Genomic DNA, 18952 nt, shown 5'->3' on the forward strand with positions numbered 1-18952 from the left:
CGTCAATGCCTGCCGCGCCCTCATGAGTGTGGTGGTCGTGCCGTGCGCGCCGGTGGAATTGGCTCGACGGCGCTGTTCCGTAGGTCGCTGTCCAGGGGGATTTGGGCGTTGTCGGCCCGGATGATGAGCCGGCTCCGGAGAGCCGCCGGGCCTAGTAGCTGGACCACCAGCCGGCGCTGTCGGGGCCGGACGGGACATAGCCGTTCCAGGCGGCCGGGTTGGTGTCGAGGCTGGCCGGGGCCAGCGGTGCCTGCGGACGGCCGGTGGTGTGCGTGGAGGTGGTGTAGCGACTGTCGGCGGTTTTCGTCGTGAGTCCGGCGAGTTTCAGCGCCGGCTGGCCGGCCCAGGTCTGCGCCCGGGCCGGGCTGACGGTGGTACGTGAGCCCACCGGCTCGCCGATCAGGCCGGCGCTGACCAGGGAGGGGGTGGTCGCGAGGGCAAGCAGCAGCATGAGTTGTCGAAGCATGGCTGTCTCCAGGACTGGTGTAGGGGGGATTCGGGAAGCGTTCCCGATGCATGCTTCATGCCGGTCGGTGTTGTACTGCTTTTTATTTTTAAATCATAGGTTTATGTTCATTCGGCTGATGCTGTAGCAAGGCTCCGGGCGGCAGGCTGCGCAGATCTGTCCACGGCGCACACCGGGTGTGCTGGCAGCGAAGCAGGCCCCCACGAGGAGCGGCTAATCAGCGGCCCTGGCCAGCGCGGTGGGGACGATGGCTTCCAGTTCGGCGCGCAGCCAGCTGTGGGCCGGGTCGTGGCGGTGGCGCAGGTGCCAGATCATGTACATCGGCATCGGTGGGCAGGGCAGTGGCGGGGCGACGCTGGCCAGGCCGTGCAGCAGACCGCCGCCGAGGAGGCCCGGCAGGGTGGCGAGGCGCCGGCTGCCGCGCAGGAAGGACGGGATGCCGGCGAAGCCCGGTACGCTGGCGACGAAGCGGCGCTGGATGCCCTGGGCGGCGAGCAGATTGTCGATGTCCAGGCTGCGTCGCGGTTCGTACAGCACGGTGACGTGCTCGGCGGCCAGGTAGTCGTCCAGGCCGTCCGGCGCGGTGCGGCAGGCGGCGTCGTAGAAGACCCGATAGCTGTCCTCGAAGAGGCGCTTCTGCAGGATGTCGCCGGCCTCCGGCGGGCGCGGCGAGATGGCCAGCTGGCAGTGCGCGTCGCGCAGCATCTCCGGCGTCGGCACGTCGGAGGGGATCACCCGCAGGGTGACGCCCGGTGCCGCCGCGCGCAGGCGGTCGAGCAGCAGCGGCAGCAGCAGGTCGCGCTGGAAGTCGTTGGCGGCGATGGTGAAGGTGGTGGCGAGCTGGGTTGGGTCGAACTCGGCGGCGGTGGCGAAGCGGCGCAGCTCGTCGAGCAGCACGCGGGCGTGCACGGCCAGTTCCTCGGCCCGCGCGGTGGCGACGATGCCGCGCCCCGACTTGACGAACAGCGGGTCGCCGACGATGCCGCGCAGCTTGTCGAGGAGATGGCTGACCGCCGACTGGGTGACGCCGAGGTGCTCGGCGGCGCGGGTGATGGAGCCTTCGTCGATGACTGCCACCAGCAACTGCAGCAGGCGGCCATCGAGGTTCAAATGATCGAAATTACTCATGGGACGATTCGGTTGGACTGCGTTTATCCATGGGGCGAGCAGGGTCAAAATTCGTCACGTCATCGCATTCCCAACATTCCTACAACGGAGACACGCATGGCTGATGTGAAGCAGCGCCGGGTGATTCCCGGCACCCCGATTTTCGACGGCGATGCCGCCCGCAAGGGGTATGCCCTCAACAAGATGTGCTTCTCCTTCAACTCGGCGGCCAACCGCGCGGAGTTCGTGAAGGACGAGGACGCCTACTGCCGCAAGTATGGCCTGAACGCCGAGCAGTCGGCGGCCATCGCCAGGCGCAATGTGCTGGACCTCATCGCGGCCGGCGGTAACGCCTACTACTTGGCCAAGTTCGCCGGCATCTTCGGGCTGGACATGCAGGACATCGGTGCGCAACAGACCGGGATGACCAAGGAAGCCTTCAAGGCGAAACTGCTGGAAGCGGGGAAATAAGACATGGCAAAGATTGTTGGCGGCATTGTGACCTCCCACGTTCCGGCGATCGGCCGCGCGATTGCCGGTGGTCTGCAGGAGGACGCTTACTGGAAGCCCTTCTTCGATGGTTTCCCACCGGTGCAGAAGTGGCTCGACGAAGTGAAGCCCGACGTGGCGGTGGTGATCTACAACGATCACGGCCTCAACTTCTTCCTCGACAAGATGCCGACCTTCTCGGTGGGCGCCGCCGAGAGCTACAGCAACGCCGACGAAGGCTGGGGCATCCCGACGCTGCCGGCTTTCCCCGGCAACCTCGACCTGTCCTGGCACCTGATCGAGTCGCTGGTGGACAAGGAGTTCGATATCACCACCTGCCAGGAAATGCGGGTGGACCACGCCTTCACGCTGCCGATGAAGCTGCTGTGGCCGAACGCCGGCGAGGCCTGGCCGGTGCGTACCGTGCCGGTGTGCATCAACACCGTGCAGCACCCGCTGCCCAGCGCCAGGCGCTGCTTCAAGCTCGGCCAGGCCATCGGCGGGGCGGTGCGTAGCTGGGACGACGACGCCCGCGTGGTGATCATCGGTACCGGCGGTCTTTCGCACCAGCTGGATGGCGAGCGGGCCGGCTTCATCAACAAGGACTTCGACCTGAAGTTCATGGACAGCCTGGTCACCGATCCGGCCTGGGCGACCCAGTACTCGGTGGAAGACCTGGTGGATTTCACCGGCACGCAGGGCATCGAACTCTTGATGTGGATCGCCGCCCGCGCCGCCATGGGCAGTGTGGAGCAGGTGAACAAGCTGCACTCCAACTATCACATTCCCATCTCCAACACGGCCGCCGGCCTGATGCTGTTCGAGAACGTGGCGTGACGGATGGCCGCCGTCCCGGTGAGGGGCTGCGGCATGCAGGAAGGCACGCAGGCGTCCGCGGTTTCCGAAAGGGGCCGCGGACGCCTTTCGTGCTTGGAGAAAGGCGAGCCCGCGCGCAGACGGGGCCAGCTTTCGTGTCAGAATTGAAGGCAGTCTAGTCCCTGGGCATGGGCCCGACAGAGAGGAACGAGCATGGGATTTGAAGCACTGGGCGGCGAACCGGAAATCGAAGGTATCGAGTTCGTCGAGTACGCCACCAGCCGGCCGAAGGAGTTCGGCGCGGCGCTGCTGGCGATGGGTTTCCAGCCGGTGGCGAAGCATCGTTCGCGCGATGTGCTGCTGTACCGGCAGGGCGATGTGAACGTGATCGTCAATGCCGACGAGCGGGCGCTGGAAGGCGAGGCCGATGCGGAGGCCGAGGTGGTGCTGAAAGCGCTGGCGATCCGTGTGCCGGATGCCGGCGTGGCCTACCGCCACGCACTGGCCTGTGGCGCCCAGCCGGTGAGCAGCCAGGCCGGGCCGATGGAGCTCAATATCCCCGGCGTGCATGGGCCGGGCGGCGCGGTGCTGTTCCTGCTCGACCGGCGCGCCGGCGTGTCCTTCTATGAGGTTGATTTCCTGCCGCTGCCTGAGGCCCGCTTCGACGTGCCGGCGCTGGCCGGCCTGCACTTCTTCGGCATCGTGCAGTACATCCTGGCCGGCGACACCGCACGCTGGTGCAACTTCTACGAGCGGGTGCTGGGCTTCACGCCGCTGCCCGAAGGCATGCGCTTCGGCGTGCTGCCGCGCGGCACGATCATGCGCAGCGCCTGTGGCTGTTTCTTCCTGCAGTTCATCGAGCCGCCGGCCGGTGCCGAGGACGCCCACTGGCAGGAAGGCTTCAACCGCATTGGCCTCGGCGTGCCCGACGTGGCGAAGGCGGTGGCGGAACTGGAAGCCCGCGGTATTCATTTTGTCGACGCATCCCTGCTGGGCAACCGGGAGCTGGGTGCGCTGACCCGCACCCTGGTCGGCGGTACCCAGTTCGAGCTGGTTCATCACGCCCAGCCGAGCGGCTGCTGAAGCGGGCGTAAGCCCGGTTCTCCAAAAAAACGGGCACCGCGAGGGTGCCCGATCAATATGAGGAGAACGAAATCGCCCGCGATGACGCTCAGAACTTGAACACGAAACCGGTCTGGATGCCGTCAATGCGCTGGCCGGTGCGGTCGGTGCCGGAGAAGGTCTTGGTCAGGCCGGCGGAGCCAGCCGGGCCCCAATTGCCGTTCTGCTGGTTGTCGATGGTGTCGAGCAGCGCGTAGAGCATCACGTTGCTGTTGAGGTCGTAGTAGCTGGCCAGGGCCCAGCCCTTGGAGCCCTTGGACTGGCCGGTGGTGTCCTTGATGGTGCCCCACAGGCCGCCGACGCGCCACTGGGGCGTGATGCGGTAGTCGGCGGAGAGCTGGTAGATCTCGTAGAAGATGTCCAGGCCGGTGCCGGCCAGGCCCGCGTTGAGGGAGCCGCTGGTGCTGCCGGTCGGATTGTTGCCGACGATGTTGCCGCCGACGTTGCTCAGCGCGCCGCTGCCGTTGGCGTTGGCGCCACCGTTGTTGGAGCGCACGAAGGCGGCGTAGATCTTGCCGCGGCCATAGTCGTAGTTGGCATAGAAGCTGTGGTACTCGGCGTTCTTCTTCACCGTGCCCTTGTAGTCGGGGCGGCCCTCGATGCCGGCGTAGCCGATGCGGAACGGGCCGTTCAGGTAGTCGAGGGCGAGCTGATAGACCGCCATGTTGCTGGGGCTGACGTTGCTGGTGGTGGTGGCTGTGCCGGCCACCGGATTGGCGCCGGCGAAGGCGTAGTGCGCCTCGGCGAGCAGGCCGTTCCAGCGCGGCGAGATCCACGACAGGTCGCCGTCGTAGCGGGACGGCACGCCGAACAGGTTGACCACCGAACCCATGGTGCGGGACGTGAGATCGAAGAAATCGCCGCGGGCGAAGATGGCGGTGTTCTGGCGGCCGAGGCGGAAATCGCCGTAGGGCGTCTGCACGCCGGCCCAGGCCTGGCGGTCGAACAGGCGGCCGCTGGTGGTCAGGCCGGCGGTACTGGCGTTGGCGGTATCGGCGGCGCTGCCGTTGGTCAGGTTGAAGCCCTGCTCGAGCTGGAACTTGGCCAGGTAGTCGGGGCTGATTGCCCGCTCGCCCTTGAAGCCGATGCGGCTGCGCAGGGCAGCGCCGTCCTGGGCGGAGGCGATGGTGGCGCCCGAACTGCTCTTCATGTAGTTCAGGTAGGCGTCGAGGTTGCCGTACAGGGTGACGGTGCCGCCGCCCACGTTGAGGCTCAGGGGGCTTTGTGCGGTGCCGACGGTGACGCCGGAGGCCGCCGACGCACCCGCCGGGACGACGGCTTTCACGGTCACCGCCTGCTTCTGGTTGTCTTCCATCTTCTCGATACGGGACTGCAGGGCCTGCAACTGGGCCTTGAGCTCTTCCAACTCACCGGCGAGCGCGACACGGGGGCCGGCGAGGGTGGTGATGCCGGCGAGCAGCAGCAGGGCGGGCAGGGTCTTTTGTCGAATCATGGATGTCTCCTCTGTCTTGGGCCGATTCGTGGGATCCGGCTTGTGTGGAGTTGCAGACCTTGAGAGGTCAGCACGGGGCGGAGCTTACAGAGGAGGCTCCTGCGAAAAACCGTGCTTCTGGCAGGCTTTGCGCGATTGTCGCGCTGATTGGAGCGATTGGCGCGCAGCTTCGGGAGTGGGGCTGTTGGGTCGAAAAATTGCTGCGACGCGGTATTCAAGCTGGGCGATTGTCGCGCAGTGCTGTGCGTTAATCGCCCAAGACTGGTGTTTAGCGGATTTTGCCGCTGTGTCCGCCTCGCTAAGCTGCGCTCCATGTTGCGTCACCCGGGATACCCCGGGCTTGGCCGCAACGGCGCGATGCACAGCCAGCTTTCCGCCCGGAGAGGGCCAACGGACGTCGTCGCCTTCCCCCGGATAAAAAGGAGGCACTCATGATCAGTGGCAAAACGACCGTCATCGCCCACCTCGGCTACCCGACCGAGGCCTTCAAGGCACCGATGATCTACAACCCGTGGTTCGAGTCGAAGGGCATCGACGCGGTGGTGATGCCGATGGGCGTCAAGCCGGAGGACTACCCGGCGGCGATCCAGTCCCTGCGCAAGATGACCAACCTGCGCGGTGCGCTGGTGACCATGCCGCACAAGGTCACGACCATGTCGCTGGTAGATGAGGTGACGCCGACCGCGAGCGTCGCCGGCGCCTGTAACGCGATCCTGCTGCGCCCGGACGGCACCCTGCTCGGCGACCAGTTCGATGGCGCCGGCTTCGTGCGCGGTGTGCTGCGCAAGGGTTTCGCGCTGAAGGGCAAGCGCGTGCTGGTGTCCGGCAACGGCGGCGTGGGCTGCGCCATCGCTGCGTCGCTGGCCGCTGCCGGCGTCGCCGAGATGGCCTTGTTCGACAACTTCGAGGCCTCGTCGAAGCGCCTCGCCGAGCGCTTGGTTGCCCACTACCCGGAGCTCAAGGTCAGCACCGGCTCCAACGATCCGGCCGGCTTCGACCTGATCGTCAATGCCACGCCGCTGGGCATGAAGGCGGACGATCCGCTGCCCTTCGACATGGACCGCGTGGCGCCGACCACCTTCGTCGGCGAAGTGGTGATGAAGCAGGCCATCACGCCGCTGCTCGCCGCCGCCCAGGCCAAGGGCTGCCCGATCCAGGTCGGCACCGACATGCTGTTCGAGATGATTCCGGCCTACCTGGAGTTCTTCGGCTTTGGCACCGCCACGCCGGACGAGCTGCGCGCCGTCGCGCAGATCAAGTACTGAGGAGGCGCGCGCGATGAAGAAGATCCTGATGCTGCATGGCATCAACCACAACATGTTCGGCAAGCGCGACCCGGTGCAGTACGGCACCGTCACGCTGGAGGAGATCGACGGACAATTGCAGGCGCTGGGCCGCGAACTGGGCGTCGAGGTGGATAGCTACCAGACCAACCAGGAAGGCGACATGTGCCTGCGCATCCACCAGGCCTTCACCGACGGGGTGGATGCGGTGCTGATCAATGCAGGCGCGTGGACCCACTACAGCTACGGTATCCGCGACGCGCTGGCAATCCTGAGCTGTCCGGTCGTCGAACTGCACATGTCCAACATCCACGCCCGTGAGCCTTTCCGCCACGTGTCGGTGTTTGCCGACGTCGTGAAGGGACAGATCTGTGGTTTCGGTGTGGATAGCTACCTGCTGGCCCTGCGCGCGGCGGTGTCGGCGCTCCGCTGAGGCGAAGTCCGCGGGCGAATGAATTCGCCCCCACAAAGGCCCGACTCACTGCGTAGAGCGCCGTCCTGTTACAGCAGCGCCAGCAGGGCATGCTCTGCTTCGCGCAGCACGGGCAGGGCGCGGGTCAGGGCCTGCTGCGTGGTTTCGTTGCCTATCGGCAGGCTCACGCTGATCGCGCCGACCACCACGCCGGCGCGGGTCCGCACCGGCACCGCGATGCCGCGGCGGTCCTGCTCCAACTGTTGTTCCAGAATGCTGTAGCCGAATGTCCGTGCCTTCTCGATGACGCTGCGGACATCTTCCACATTGGTGTAGCTGTGTGGCGTGTAGGGGATGAACTTGCGCCCGGTCAGCCAGCGGTCCACTTCTTCGGGTGGCTTGCAGGCCAGCAGCACGATGCCCGCCGATGCCAGGTTGGCGGCGATGCGGGCTCCGAGCACAAAGCCCAGGCTCTGCACGCGGCCGATGCCGTTGCGGGCCACGAAGACCACTTCGTCCTCGTCGAGTACCGCGAAGAAGGCCGAGCCGCCTAGTTCAAGGCTGATCCGCTGCAGGAAGGGCTGCACGGCGCGCGGCACCTTGGCCGAATCGAAGTAGGACCAGCCCAGGCGCAGGATGCGCGGCGTCAGCCAGAAATGGGTGCCGTCGCTATCCACATAGCCCAGGTGCTGCAGCGTCAGCAGATAGCGCCGTGCCGCGGTGCGGGTGATGCCGGTGCGCCGTGCGGCCGTCGACGGGGTCAGGCGCGGGTGGGCGTCGCTGAACGCCTCGATGATGCGCAAGCCCTTTTCAAGCCCGGCAATCCAGTCGCGCCGGTCGAGTTCCAGTTCTTCTTCGGCCATTTCCGTGTCTCCGTCCCAGGGGGCCTGCCAGGTAGTGTAGTCGGCGCAAAGCGCGCGATTGTTGGCATGGGTTGCGCGATTGTCGCGCAACAAGCCCCGCCGGGCAATGGTCCGCCCGAAGCGGCGTGCCTAACATGCAGTCCATAAACAAGCACAACAGGCGGAGACCCTTGATGCGCCGATCGATAGCCACTGTGTGTATCAGTGGAACCCTCGAAGAGAAGCTGGAATCCATCGCCCGCGCGCGTTTCGACGCGGTGGAGATCTTCGAGAACGACCTCATCTACAGCCGCCTGTCGCCGCGCGAGATCCGCCAGCGCTGTGCCGACCTGGGCCTGGGCATCGACCTGTACCAGCCCTTCCGCGACATGGATGGCGTGGACGACGTCCGCTTCAAGCGCAACCTCGATCGCGCCCAGCGCAAGTTCGATCTGATGGTCGAGCTCGGTGCGCCGATGCTGCTGGTGTGCTCCAACGTGCAGCCGAACACCATCTGCGACGACGAGCTGATGGCCTCGCAACTCCACGCGATGGCCGAGAAGGCCGCCGAGCGCGGGCTGCGCATTGCCTACGAGGCGCTGGCCTGGGGCCACCACGTCAATCGCTACGGCCATTCCTGGGATATCGTCAAAAAGGCCGATCACCCGCATCTGGGCCTGTGCCTGGACAGCTTCCACATCCTGTCGCGCGGCGACGACCCGGCCGGCATCGAGCAGATTCCGGCCGACAAGCTGTTCTTCCTGCAACTGGCCGACGCGCCGCGCATGGTGATGGACGTGTTGCAGTGGAGCCGCCATTACCGCTGCTTCCCAGGCCAGGGCACCTTCGACCTGGTCGGCTTCATGGAACATGTGCTGAAGGCCGGCTATCCGGGCCCGCTGTCGCTGGAGATCTTCAACGACGTGTTCCGCGCCGCGCCGAACCGCCGCACGACCCTCGACGCCTTCTCGTCGCTGCTCTACCTCGAGGAGCAGATCCGCGCGCGCCTGGAGGCTCAAGCTGTCAGCGATCCGGCCACCCGAGCGCTGACCGAGCGCATCGAGCTGTTCAATCCGCCGGCGCCGCCCAAGCTGCGCGGCCTGTCCTTCATCGAGTTCGCGGTGGATGATGCGTCCGGCAAGGCGCTCGGCAAGGCGCTGCAGGGCTTGGGCTTCGATCACTCCGGCACCCACCGCACCAAGAACGTCGAGCTCTACCAGCAGGGCGACGTGCGTCTGGTGCTCAACAACGAGCCGGGCTCCTTCGCCAGCGACTACTTCCAGCGCCGCGGGCCGTCGATCTGCGCGCTGGGCCTGGCCACCGACGACGGCCAGCGGGCAGTGAACCGCGGCGTGGCCTTCCACGTGCCCAGCCACGCCGGCCGCGTAGGCCCCAACGAAGCGCTGATCCCGGCGCTGCGCGCGGTGGACGACAGCATCATCTACTTCGTGTCCCAGGCGCTGGAGGACAAGGGCTTCCTGGAGACCGACTTCGTCGTCGACCCGGCCAGGCAAGGGCGTTGCAAGGCCGGCATCCGCAAGGTGGATCACCTGGCCGAAGGCTTCCCCTTCGAGCAGTTCGATACCGGTGTGCTGTTCAATCGCGTGGTGCTGGGCCTGCATCCGCAGGAGAGCATGGAGCTGGCCGACCCCAACGGGCTGGTGCGCAGCTGCGCGATGGTCGATGCGGACCACTCCTTGCGCATCGCACTGAACGTGTCCCACAGCCGTGCGACGGTGACCGGGCGCAGCATGGAGGCGCTGCAGGGCGGCGGGGTGCATCACATCGCGCTGGCCAGCGATGACATCTTTGAGACCGCAGAGTATCTGACCCGGCACGGCATCGCCCTGCTCGACGTGCCCGACAATTATTATGAAGACCTGCCGGCCCGTTTCGAGCTGGACGACGCGCTGCTCGAACGCATGCGCCGCCTCGGGGTCCTCTACGACCGCAACGAGGAGGGGGAATTCTTCCACTTCTATACCCAGATGTTCGTGGACCGCTTTTTCTTCGAGATCGTCCAGCGCCGTGACGGCTATGCCGGCTTCGGGGCTTCCAACGCGCCGGTCCGCATGTCGGCCCAGGCGAGGAGAAGCTGAGGGCCAGACGGTTTGCGGAGTGTGCAGGGGTGAGTGAGAGAAGGGTTCCCGAGTCGATTCGGGCGTTGCGGTCGGCTAATTTCAGGCTGTACTTCTTTGGCCAGGCGGTGTCGCTGCTCGGCTCGTGGATCCAGCAGGTGGCGCTGGTGTGGCTGGTGTACCGGCTCACCGGGTCGGCAGCGCTGCTGGGCGTGACCACCTTTGCGTCGCTGGCCCCGCAACTGCTGATCGGGCCGCTGGCCGGCGCGTGGATCGACAAGCAGGACAAGCGGCGCTGCCTGATCGTCGTGCAGTCCCTGCTCGCCACCCAGGCGCTGACGCTGGCCGTGCTGGCGGCGCTGGGCTGGATCGGGCCGACACTGATCGTCGCGATGTCCCTGCTGCTCGGCGTGCTGAGCAGTTTCGACGCGCCGCTGCGTCATTCGCTGATCAACGCCTTCGTGGAAAGCCGCGAGGACCTGCCCAATGCGCTGGCGCTCAACTCGATGCTGGTCAATGGCGGCCGTTTCTTCGGGCCGCCGGTGGCGGGGCTGCTGCTGGGGCTGAGTTCGGAGGCGGTGTGTTTTGGGCTCAATGCGCTGTCCTTCATGGCGCTGATCTTCGCGGTGCTGCGTGCCGATGGGCGCATGCCGGAGCCGGTGCGCGGCCCGGTCGGGCGGGTCTTCAAGGAAGGTGCGCGCTATGTGTGGGATACCTGGTATGTGCGGGTGCTGATCGGGGTGGTCATCGGCGTGAACCTGACCGCGTCGAGCTACGCGACGCTGCTGCCGATCCTGGCCAAGGACGTCTTCCTCGGCGATGCGAAGACCCTCGGCTGGCTGTGGGGCGGGGCGGGCGGTGGCGCCTTCCTCGGTACCGTTGTGCTGACCCGCGTGCGTTCGCTGGCACGCTTGAGCCAGGGCGTGGTTGCCGCGGTGGCGATCAGTGCGGTGGCGCTGGTCGGTATCGGCGCCAGCCATCTGCCGGCGCTGGCCTTCGCCGGGCTGGTGCTGCTGGGCTTCGGCATCACCGTCTGCAATGCCGGCATCAACATGCTGCTGCAGTCGAGCACGCCGGAGACCATGCGCGGCCGCGTGGTGTCCTTCTTCATGGCGACGCGCTTCGGTTTCGATGCCATCGGCGGGCTGGCGGCCGGTCTGCTGGCGGCCTGGTGGGGCGTGCAGGTGGCCTTGTGGATCGAGGGTGTGCTGCTGTTCGTCTGCCTCGGTTTTCTGTTTTCCCATCGCGGGCGGCTGGAGAGCGACCTGCGGCACTGAATCTGTACCGACTTTTCCCACCCGGCGGGCACCTCTCCTCCCAAACTACCCGCGGGTCTTGAGCATCCCGCCGGGCATTGCGTTTTGGCGGGATTTTTTTGCGTGCGTGGGCTTGGGAAAAGACCTGTAAAGGGCAGGAAGGTACTGGCTGACCGCCCGTGGAGGCGAGATCACTCGCCCACAGCCGCTGGCCCGGAGCCTTCCTGTATTTCACTGCCAGGCACGGCTGGCGTCGGGCGCAACACCTGCTCCGCATCCTCCCTTACCTGCGCCGCGAGTTCGCTGGCCAGGCCGAGGCGGCGCAGCAGCCACGGGCTGAGGTCCTGCTCGAAGGGGTTGGGCAGGGCGGCGCTATCTGTTGCTTGCGTCGGTGCTGTCGGCTGTACGCCGGGCGCCGTCAGCGCTTGGTCGATGGCTTCGGTGGCGTGTTGTAGCGGAAGCTGGATGCGCGCCGCGTCGAGTCGCCCGCGCCGCTGCATCAGCATCGTCTTCACCGCGGTGAGCTGGGCGAGGAGCTGGTAGTTATGGGTCAGCAGGCGCCCCAGGGCTGCCAGCGGCGGGCGTACCGCGCGGGGCTCGGCGAGGGATTGCTGGGTGGCCTGCACCAGCGCCGACAGGCTGTCGTAGGCTTCGCGGCGGGCCAGCCGCCAGGCCAGTTCGGGTTCGTTGTCCACCGCCTGCAACTGCCCCAGGCCCAGCGCGATACGGGCGTGGTGGGCCTGGGCGGCGAGGCTGCGGGCGACGAGGGCCGGGATGCGGCCACGTTCCCAGCTCGGCAGCACGTAGGCAAAGGCCCATGCGATGGCGACGCCGGCCAGCGTGTCGGCCAGGCGTTCGATGACTTCGAAGGTGGCGCTGCCGGCGTTCAGCATATGGCTTTGCACCAGGCCCATGACCGTCGCGGCGACTGCCGCGACGATGTAGCTCCGCACGGCGAAGGCGTGGGCGACGCCCTGCGCCAGCATGACGACCAGCAGCAGGAACACCGCCGGCGGATGGGGGGCCAGCAGTGCGCCCGTCAGCACGCAGCCGAGCAGGGTGCCTAGCACCCGGTGGTTGCGCCGTTCGACGGTCTGGGCCAGGCTGCCGCGCAGTACGACGACGATGGTCAGCAGGATCCAGTAGTCGTGGGTGCCCCAGGGTACGGCGAGGGACAGCGCGTAGGCGCTGCCGATGGCGAGGGCGGCGCGGATGGCGTGGCGCAGCGGCGGGGCGTTCCAGTGCCACAGCTCGGCGAGCGGTTGCCAGGACCAGGCCGTGGGGCTGACGAAGGCCTGCCAGGCGGTGCGTACCAGGCTCAGGTCGGGCTGTGCCTCGCCGCGGGCCAGGGCGATCAGGCGCAGGGTTTCGTCGTTGATGTGGCCGAGGCGGTTGGCGAGGCCGCGGGCCAGCATCGCCGTCGACGGGGTGCCGCCGTCGGTATCGCGGTTTTCTTCAGCGGGCAGTTCCAGGCGGGCGAGCTGGGGGCGGTGGCTGGCGAAGGGCTCGGGCTGGCGGCCGGTGAGCAGGGCGTCGGCGAGGCCGTCCAACTCGTCGGCCAGGGCGCCGAGGATTTCACCGAGGGCATTGAGTAGCGGCGGGTGGCCGGGGTGGGCACGCAGGGCGTCCACGTCCAGCTCGCTGGCCAGCAGGTGGTCGCGTATCTCCAGCACCTGCAGCAGCATGCCGGCCAAGCGCTGGCGGCGCGGCGTGCGCGGGGATTCCAGCAGGATGTTGCGGGCCGCTTGAAGCTGATCGGCCAGCGCAGCCTGGCGTCGCAGCAGCTCGCCGATCAGTGGGGTCGCGTCGGACGGCAGGCTCAGGGCGCCGAACTGCCGTGCCTGGCAGCGCATCAGCCCGGCCAGCGCAAACAGCACGTCGGCCAGCATCTGGACCCGGTAGCGTGCATTGAGCGCCGAGTTGGCCAGGCTGGCGAACACCAGGTAGCCCGCGCTGCCGATGGCGAAGTACAGGCCGGTCGTTGCGATGCTGCCGGGGCCCTGCTGCACCGGCACGGCCATCGACAGCACCAGCGCGAACATGATCGAGATCGAGATCGGCAGCCCGCGCTTGCCCCACGCGCCGGCCAGGAAGGCGATGAAGCTGGCCGGCACCAGCAGCAGGCCGAGTAACACCGGCGAGTTGTGCAGGGCCTGGACGGCAAGGAACAGCGGCAGGCCGATCAGCGCGGCCGGCAGCAGCTGCCAGAACTTGCCGCGCTGGGGGGCAGGCTGGTCCGGCGGAATCACGATGGCCACGCCCACCGATGCCGCCGCCGCAGCGAAGGCGCCGAAGTAGAAATGCATGCCGCCGGAAATCAGCAACATGCCGAGCGCCGCCACCAGGCCGCTGGCCACGTAATGGCTCAGCGCAACGCGTCGGGCGGCCCGCAGGGAGCGGTCGATGCGGGAAAGTGTCTGCATGGCGCCTGGGCCGGGCCTCCGGCAAGGGGGTCGATGGCAGGCAGAGGTTAAGGTGCAGGGGCGGGGCTAGGCAAGGTGGCGGGCCATGAAAAAGAAAAGCCGGCAGGGCCGGCTTTTCGTGATGCTCACTACTGCGCTGCTTACCAGTGGGTCTCCCGGTCCGGCGTCGCGGTGATCTTGTGGATCGTCAGGTCGGCGCCGTCGAATTCTTCCTCGGCATCCAGGCGGATGCCGACGATGGATTTCAGTGCGCCATAGACGATGGTGCCGCCCGCTGCGGCGACGACGATGCCACCGGCAGTGCCGATCAGCTGCGATACGAGACTGATGCCGCCGATGCCGCCCAGCGCCTTGGCTCCGAAGATGCCCGCCGCGATGCCGCCCCAGGCGCCGCACAGGCCGTGCAGCGGCCACACGCCGAGCACGTCGTCGATCTTCCAGCGGTTCTGAGTGATGGTGAACAGCTGCACGAACAGCACGCCGGCGATCAGGCCGGTGGCCAGCGCACCGATCGGGTGCATCAGGTCGGAGCCGGCACACACGGCGACCAGGCCGGCCAGCGGGCCGTTGTGGATGAAGCCCGGGTCGTTCTTGCCGAGGACCATCGCCGCCAGCGTGCCGCCGACCATCGCCATCAGCGAGTTGAGGGCGACCAGGCCGCTGACCTTGTCGAGGGTCTGGGCCGACATCACGTTGAAGCCGAACCAGCCGACGGTGAGGATCCACGCGCCGAGAGCCAGGAAGGGGATATTTGAAGGCGGGTGGGCGGCCACGTTGCCGTCCTTGGTGTAGCGGCCGCGGCGGGCGCCGAGCAGCAGCACGGCGGGCAGGGCGATCCAGCCGCCGACCGCATGCACCACCACCGAACCGGCGAAGTCATGGAACTTGGCGCCGAAGGCCGCTTCCAGCCACGGCTGGATGCCGAGGTTGTCGTTCCAGGCGATGCCCTCGAAGAAGGGATAGACGAAGCCGACCAGCAGAAAGGTGGCGATGCTCTGCGGGTGAAATTTGGCGCGCTCGGCGATACCGCCGGAGATGATGGCCGGGATGGCGGCGGCGAAGGTCAGCAGGAAGAAGAACTTGACCATCTCGTAACCGCTCTTCTGGGCCAGCACTTCGGCGCTGGAGAAGAAGTTGACCCCGTAGGCCACCGTGTAGCCGATGAAGAAGTAGGCGATGGCCGACACGCCGAAGTCGGTGAGGATCTTGACCAGCGCATTGACCTGATTCTTCTTGCGTACGGTGCCGACTTCCAGGAAGGCGAAGCCCGCGTGCATTGCAAGCACCATGATGGCGCCTAGCAATACGAAGACAACGTTGCTGGTGTTACTGATTTGCTCCATTTTGGGCTCCGAAAATGAAGCGAGGCACCAAGCAGGTGCTGTGCCAGCTCGATTTTGGTGAAAAGGCCTGATGAATTAAGGGCTTGCCATCAGGGTAAGTGGGTTGATGGCACCATGATCGTGCAGATCGATGCTTTATGCACCAAATTAATGCGCTGTCGCGACGATTCAGGACTCCGGTCGATCGTGCGTGGGAAATTCCTCATCGTTTTGGTGCTATCTGCTTCTGCCGCGCGTGCTCACCAGGCGTTCTCCACTGCAATCTGTGCCGGTGCCGCCAGCCGGCTGAGGCGGAAGCCCCGCCCCAGCAATGCCTTGTGGGTGTCATGCACCATGCTCGGGCTGCCGCAGAGCATGATGCGGGAATCGGCAAGGGTGAGTGGGATGTCCAGGTGGGCTTCCAGCTCACCGCTCTGCAGCAGAGCAGGAATGCGGGTATGGAGCGCACCGGGAAGGCTATTGTCGCGGGTCGCGACAGGTTGGTAGATCAGCTTGTGCCCGTGTTCGGCCCACAGCGGATGATCCCGCAGCGCGGCGATTTCGGTCTGATAGGCCAGGTCCTCGGCATTGCGCGCGCAATGCACCAGAATCAGGCGCTCGAAGCGTGTCCAGGTACTCTCGTCCTGCAAGATTGCCAGGTAAGGCGCCAGCCCGGTTCCGGTACCCAGCATCCACAAATCGCGCCCATCGGCAAAGCGGTGGGTGGTGAAGAAGCCGAAGGGCTGGCGCTCCATCATCAGCGCGTCGCCGACCTGCAACTGTTCGAGACGGGACGTGAAGGCGCCGTCCGGCACGATGATCGAGTAGAACTCCAGGTAGTCGTCCCACGTTGCCGACGCCATCGAATAGGCCCGCCACACCGGCGCGCCATTGGCCTGGTGCAGCCCGAGACGGGCGAACTGCCCTGGCACGAAGCGGAACCCCGCGTCCCGGCTGAGCCGGAAGGACAGCAGCCGGGGACTCCAGCGCTGCAGCCACAGGATGCGGGCCGGCTGGGACTTGTCGTTGGGGGCGTCCATGGCGTCTCTCCTTTGCTGGCATGTGGGGGAGAATTCAACCGCTCACCGTCGATTCGACCGTCTGGGGGCGGAGGAATTCGCCGCAAAGGGCGTGTTCGGAGCTTACACGATGTCCCCGCTGACAAATCTTGTCAGCATGTGACGAAAAACGTCACATGAAAGATGGGTTGCTGGGATGGGCAGACGCTGGCCCGGTGGCTTGGTGACTGGTAACGATCTGTTTAAGAATGAAAAAATTGAAACCCATGACGTTTGGCACGCTGATTGCGTATCTCTGCAGGTACGAGGCAATAGCCCGCACCAACCAAATTTCAACGAGTGGAGATCACATCATGAAAAAGCAAGGCGGTTTTACGCTGATCGAACTGATGATCGTCGTGGCGATTATCGGCATTCTGGCGGCTGTGGCCATCCCCAGTTATCAGGATTACGTCAAGAAAGGCCGCTTCTCTGAAGTTCAGGGGCTGGCTGAACAGCGCAAGAGTGAAGTGGCGTTGTGTTACTCCCAGGAGGGCTCTTTTGCTAACTGTAATGGTGGATCGAATGGCATTTCCGCTAACCTTGCTGCGCCAACGACCAACACCACGACGCTGACGGTGACGGCCGGCGTGATTAACGGTGTTTCTGCTGCTAATTCTGACAGTACCACGACAAACCTGACGCCGACTGCACCGGGCGCTGACGGCGTTATCCGTTGGACGAATGATGGCGGCTGCGTTGCAAAGGGTTGGTGTAAGGCTAACTAAGCGTACGCTGGAGCCAGAGAGTCAGGGGTTTCTGACGTTTCTCGCTCCACATGAGGTCCAAATCCCCGCAACTCAAAAGGCGGGGATTTTGCGTTTACCTGGGAGAATCACAGCTCCCCTTTTGAGGTCCTTAATGTGTGGTGGCTATGTGAGAAAACTAGATTTATGATTTCTATAGACTTTCTGGCATCGCCCAATATCGATGCTCGCTCTCCGGATGTTGATGTGGGCCTGATCGTCATCCACGCCATCAGCCTCCCTCCCAACCGCTTCGGCGGTCCCGGTGTCACCCAGCTCTTCACCAACACCCTCGACCCGCAGGAGCACCCCTACTACGCGGGCATCCATCAGCTGAGGGTTTCCGCTCACTTCTTCATCCGCCGTACCGGCGAGGTGATCCAGTTCGTCGATCCCCAGATGCGTGCCTGGCATGCCGGCGCGTCGTCCTGGCGTGGGCGTGAGCGTTGCAATGATTTCTCCATCGGTATCGAACTGGAAGGCTGCGATACGCTTCCCTTCGAGGCCGTGCAGTACGAGTTGCTGGCCGATCTGCTGGCCGATCTCTGCGAACGCTTTCCGATCGAGGGCATCACCGGGCATTCGGATGTTGCGCCGGGGCGCAAAACCGACCCGGGGCCGTACTTCGCGTGGGGGCGCCTGCGGCGTTGTCTGGAAGCGCTGGGTTGCCCACAGATCGCTGCGTTGATCGAGCCCAAGGGGGCGCCGGAAGAACTGGAAGCGTCTTTGATGACTTGGCCTTTTCCTGTCTCGGGGCGGCCCGACTGAACGCCAAGCTGTCTTTGACGAAAGCCTTTACGCAGTGCGCCCTGTGGGGCAGTGACGGGTAGGGGGCAACCATCTGCATGGCGCCTGGGTGATGCCTTTTGCATCATTGGTGAGGCTGTGGACTCGGGGTGGATTGACAAAACCCAGTCGAATCAATAGAATGCGGGCTGTGTGCATTTTTGCTCACTTGTTTTTTGTTACAAGTTGGCGCCTGAGCCGCTGCATGACCGGCCTTCTTCCCCCCGGTTACTGACCCTCCCGAGGTCTGGCTTGGCGCTTTTTTTGGCACGCTGTCTGGTTGCGTCAGCGTGTTTGGATCAACCCCTGGCGACCTAGTCTATTGAGCGTCGTCAGCCGGTTTCGTTGGCTGACGAGTTGAACCCGGCCCTGCTTTTCGAGGGCCGTCGGGTGATACAAACGGATGTGCTGTCCCTGCTGTTTTGGGGCGGTTCTGCGTGCGCGTTCGGTGGGCCGTGGCCACAGAAAGGAGAGCCCATGTTCGCAACTCGTATCGCGAAGTTCGCACGTCACGCGGCTTCACTCATGCTTCACTTCGCCCACGGCGGTCTTCTCGTCGCTGGCCTTATCGTTACCCTTTTCATCGCATCGCGAATCGCCAACCACGGCGTGCAGGGCTTGTCCCTCGATAGTTTCACTGACAAAGCCCAGGTTCCTGCCGCAATGGCTGTGGCCGAACCCGAGCCTGAAGTCGTCCAGGTGTCGGACGACAGCGCGTCGATCCAGCTCAGTCCCGACCTGCAGCGTGTCAAGGCCTATGTGGCCAAGCGCTACCAGGTGTCTGCGGTGGCGCTTGAGCCGCTGCTGGCCTCGGCTCAGCAGACCGGGCGCAGCCTGGGTGTCGACCCGTTGCTGCTGGTGGCTGTGATGGCCATCGAGTCCCGCTTCAATCCCTTTGCCGAGAGCCCGATGGGCGCGCAGGGTTTGATGCAGGTGATTCCAAAGTTCCATCCCGACAAGGTGGATGTGAAGTCGGACAAGAGTGCCATGTTCGACCCTGAAACCAATATCCGTGTTGGCGCGCTGGTGCTCAAGGAGTACATCAAGAGCACCGGTTCCGTCGAGCGGGCCCTGCAGCAGTACGGCGGTGTCGGCGACCCGTCCGCCCCGTACGCCAGCAAGGTGATGGCCGTGAAGGCCATGCTGAGCCAGGTGGCCCGTAGCGGAGGAAGGCTCGTCGGCGCCTGACCTGCGCCCGAGCCTGGGGAAGAGGAACCCGCCGAGAGGCGGGTTTTTTCATTTTTAGGCTGGGGGTGCTATTTGCTTGTGGGGGCGAATTCATTCGCCCACGGA

At 65.4% G+C, this 18952-nt stretch carries 17 protein-coding genes; 10 read left to right on the forward strand and 7 right to left on the reverse strand.

Annotated elements, in window-relative coordinates:
- Positions 1-151: 151 nt before the first annotated feature.
- Both B4920_RS02480 and B4920_RS02485 read right to left on the reverse strand, forming a co-directional pair.
- Complete coding sequence (locus B4920_RS02480; RefSeq protein ID WP_139379405.1) at positions 152-466, reverse strand: hypothetical protein; 315 nt, start codon at positions 464-466, stop codon at positions 152-154.
- A gap of 213 nt (positions 467-679) precedes the next feature.
- Positions 680-1594 carry a LysR family transcriptional regulator gene (locus tag B4920_RS02485; protein WP_079433009.1) on the reverse strand — a complete coding sequence of 305 codons (915 nt, stop codon included), beginning with the start codon at positions 1592-1594 and terminating at the stop codon, positions 680-682.
- A gap of 96 nt (positions 1595-1690) precedes the next feature.
- Between B4920_RS02485 and B4920_RS02490 the strand changes: the two genes are divergently transcribed.
- The 3 genes from B4920_RS02490 (at position 1691) to B4920_RS02500 (ending at position 3961) form a co-directional block, all read left to right on the forward strand.
- The gene (locus tag B4920_RS02490; protein WP_079433010.1) at positions 1691-2044 is read left to right on the forward strand and encodes a protocatechuate 4,5-dioxygenase subunit alpha; all 354 of its coding nucleotides are present in this window, start codon (positions 1691-1693) and stop codon (positions 2042-2044) included.
- Positions 2045-2047: 3 nt separating this feature from the next.
- Complete coding sequence (locus B4920_RS02495; protein WP_079433011.1) at positions 2048-2899, forward strand: class III extradiol dioxygenase family protein; 852 nt, start codon at positions 2048-2050, stop codon at positions 2897-2899.
- A gap of 192 nt (positions 2900-3091) precedes the next feature.
- A complete protein-coding gene (locus tag B4920_RS02500; protein ID WP_079433012.1) occupies positions 3092-3961 on the forward strand; it encodes a VOC family protein in 870 nt (289 codons plus the stop codon).
- Positions 3962-4049: 88 nt separating this feature from the next.
- On the opposite strand, the gene B4920_RS02505 is transcribed toward B4920_RS02500, so the two are convergent.
- The gene (locus B4920_RS02505) at positions 4050-5453 is read right to left on the reverse strand and encodes a porin (protein ID WP_079433013.1); all 1404 of its coding nucleotides are present in this window, start codon (positions 5451-5453) and stop codon (positions 4050-4052) included.
- A gap of 431 nt (positions 5454-5884) precedes the next feature.
- Here B4920_RS02505 and B4920_RS02510 point away from each other — a divergent pair, with 431 nt between their 5' ends.
- Both B4920_RS02510 and aroQ read left to right on the forward strand, forming a co-directional pair.
- Positions 5885-6718: a shikimate dehydrogenase gene (locus B4920_RS02510; RefSeq protein WP_079433014.1), complete on the forward strand. Its 834-nt coding sequence runs from the start codon at positions 5885-5887 to the stop codon at positions 6716-6718.
- A 13-nt stretch (positions 6719-6731) separates the two neighbouring features.
- Positions 6732-7169, forward strand: a complete 438-nt coding sequence (gene aroQ / locus B4920_RS02515; RefSeq protein WP_079433015.1) for a type II 3-dehydroquinate dehydratase — start codon at positions 6732-6734, stop codon at positions 7167-7169.
- 68 nt (positions 7170-7237) lie between these two features.
- Here the strand turns inward: aroQ and B4920_RS02520 are convergent, their stop codons facing one another.
- Positions 7238-8011 (reverse strand): IclR family transcriptional regulator C-terminal domain-containing protein, encoded by a 774-nt coding sequence (locus B4920_RS02520; RefSeq protein ID WP_079433016.1) that lies wholly within the window; start codon positions 8009-8011, stop codon positions 7238-7240.
- A gap of 173 nt (positions 8012-8184) precedes the next feature.
- Here B4920_RS02520 and B4920_RS02525 point away from each other — a divergent pair, with 173 nt between their 5' ends.
- Complete coding sequence (locus B4920_RS02525) at positions 8185-10089, forward strand: bifunctional sugar phosphate isomerase/epimerase/4-hydroxyphenylpyruvate dioxygenase family protein (protein WP_079433017.1); 1905 nt, start codon at positions 8185-8187, stop codon at positions 10087-10089.
- Between the two features lie 65 nt (positions 10090-10154).
- The gene (locus tag B4920_RS02530; protein ID WP_254050814.1) at positions 10155-11345 is read left to right on the forward strand and encodes an MFS transporter; all 1191 of its coding nucleotides are present in this window, start codon (positions 10155-10157) and stop codon (positions 11343-11345) included.
- 170 nt (positions 11346-11515) lie between these two features.
- Here the strand turns inward: B4920_RS02530 and B4920_RS02535 are convergent, their stop codons facing one another.
- The 3 genes from B4920_RS02535 to B4920_RS02545 all read right to left on the reverse strand — a co-directional run bounded on the left by B4920_RS02535 (position 11516) and on the right by B4920_RS02545 (position 16109).
- Positions 11516-13747 carry an FUSC family membrane protein gene (locus B4920_RS02535; protein ID WP_079433018.1) on the reverse strand — a complete coding sequence of 744 codons (2232 nt, stop codon included), beginning with the start codon at positions 13745-13747 and terminating at the stop codon, positions 11516-11518.
- A 140-nt stretch (positions 13748-13887) separates the two neighbouring features.
- Positions 13888-15090 (reverse strand): ammonium transporter, encoded by a 1203-nt coding sequence (locus B4920_RS02540; RefSeq protein ID WP_079433019.1) that lies wholly within the window; start codon positions 15088-15090, stop codon positions 13888-13890.
- A 239-nt stretch (positions 15091-15329) separates the two neighbouring features.
- Complete coding sequence (locus tag B4920_RS02545; RefSeq protein ID WP_079433020.1) at positions 15330-16109, reverse strand: ferredoxin--NADP reductase; 780 nt, start codon at positions 16107-16109, stop codon at positions 15330-15332.
- 332 nt (positions 16110-16441) lie between these two features.
- On the opposite strand from B4920_RS02545, the gene B4920_RS30820 reads away from it, so the two are divergent.
- The 3 genes from B4920_RS30820 (at position 16442) to B4920_RS02560 (ending at position 18847) form a co-directional block, all read left to right on the forward strand.
- Positions 16442-16855: a prepilin-type N-terminal cleavage/methylation domain-containing protein gene (locus B4920_RS30820; protein ID WP_079433125.1), complete on the forward strand. Its 414-nt coding sequence runs from the start codon at positions 16442-16444 to the stop codon at positions 16853-16855.
- A gap of 165 nt (positions 16856-17020) precedes the next feature.
- Positions 17021-17641, forward strand: a complete 621-nt coding sequence (gene ampD, locus B4920_RS02555; RefSeq protein WP_079433021.1) for a 1,6-anhydro-N-acetylmuramyl-L-alanine amidase AmpD — start codon at positions 17021-17023, stop codon at positions 17639-17641.
- Between the two features lie 495 nt (positions 17642-18136).
- Positions 18137-18847, forward strand: coding sequence for a lytic transglycosylase domain-containing protein (locus tag B4920_RS02560; RefSeq protein ID WP_079433022.1), 711 nt, complete (start codon positions 18137-18139; stop codon positions 18845-18847).
- Positions 18848-18952: the final 105 nt, after the last annotated feature.

This window comes from Zoogloea sp. LCSB751 (assembly GCF_002028455.1).
Classification (GTDB): Bacteria; Pseudomonadota; Gammaproteobacteria; order Burkholderiales; family Rhodocyclaceae; genus Zoogloea.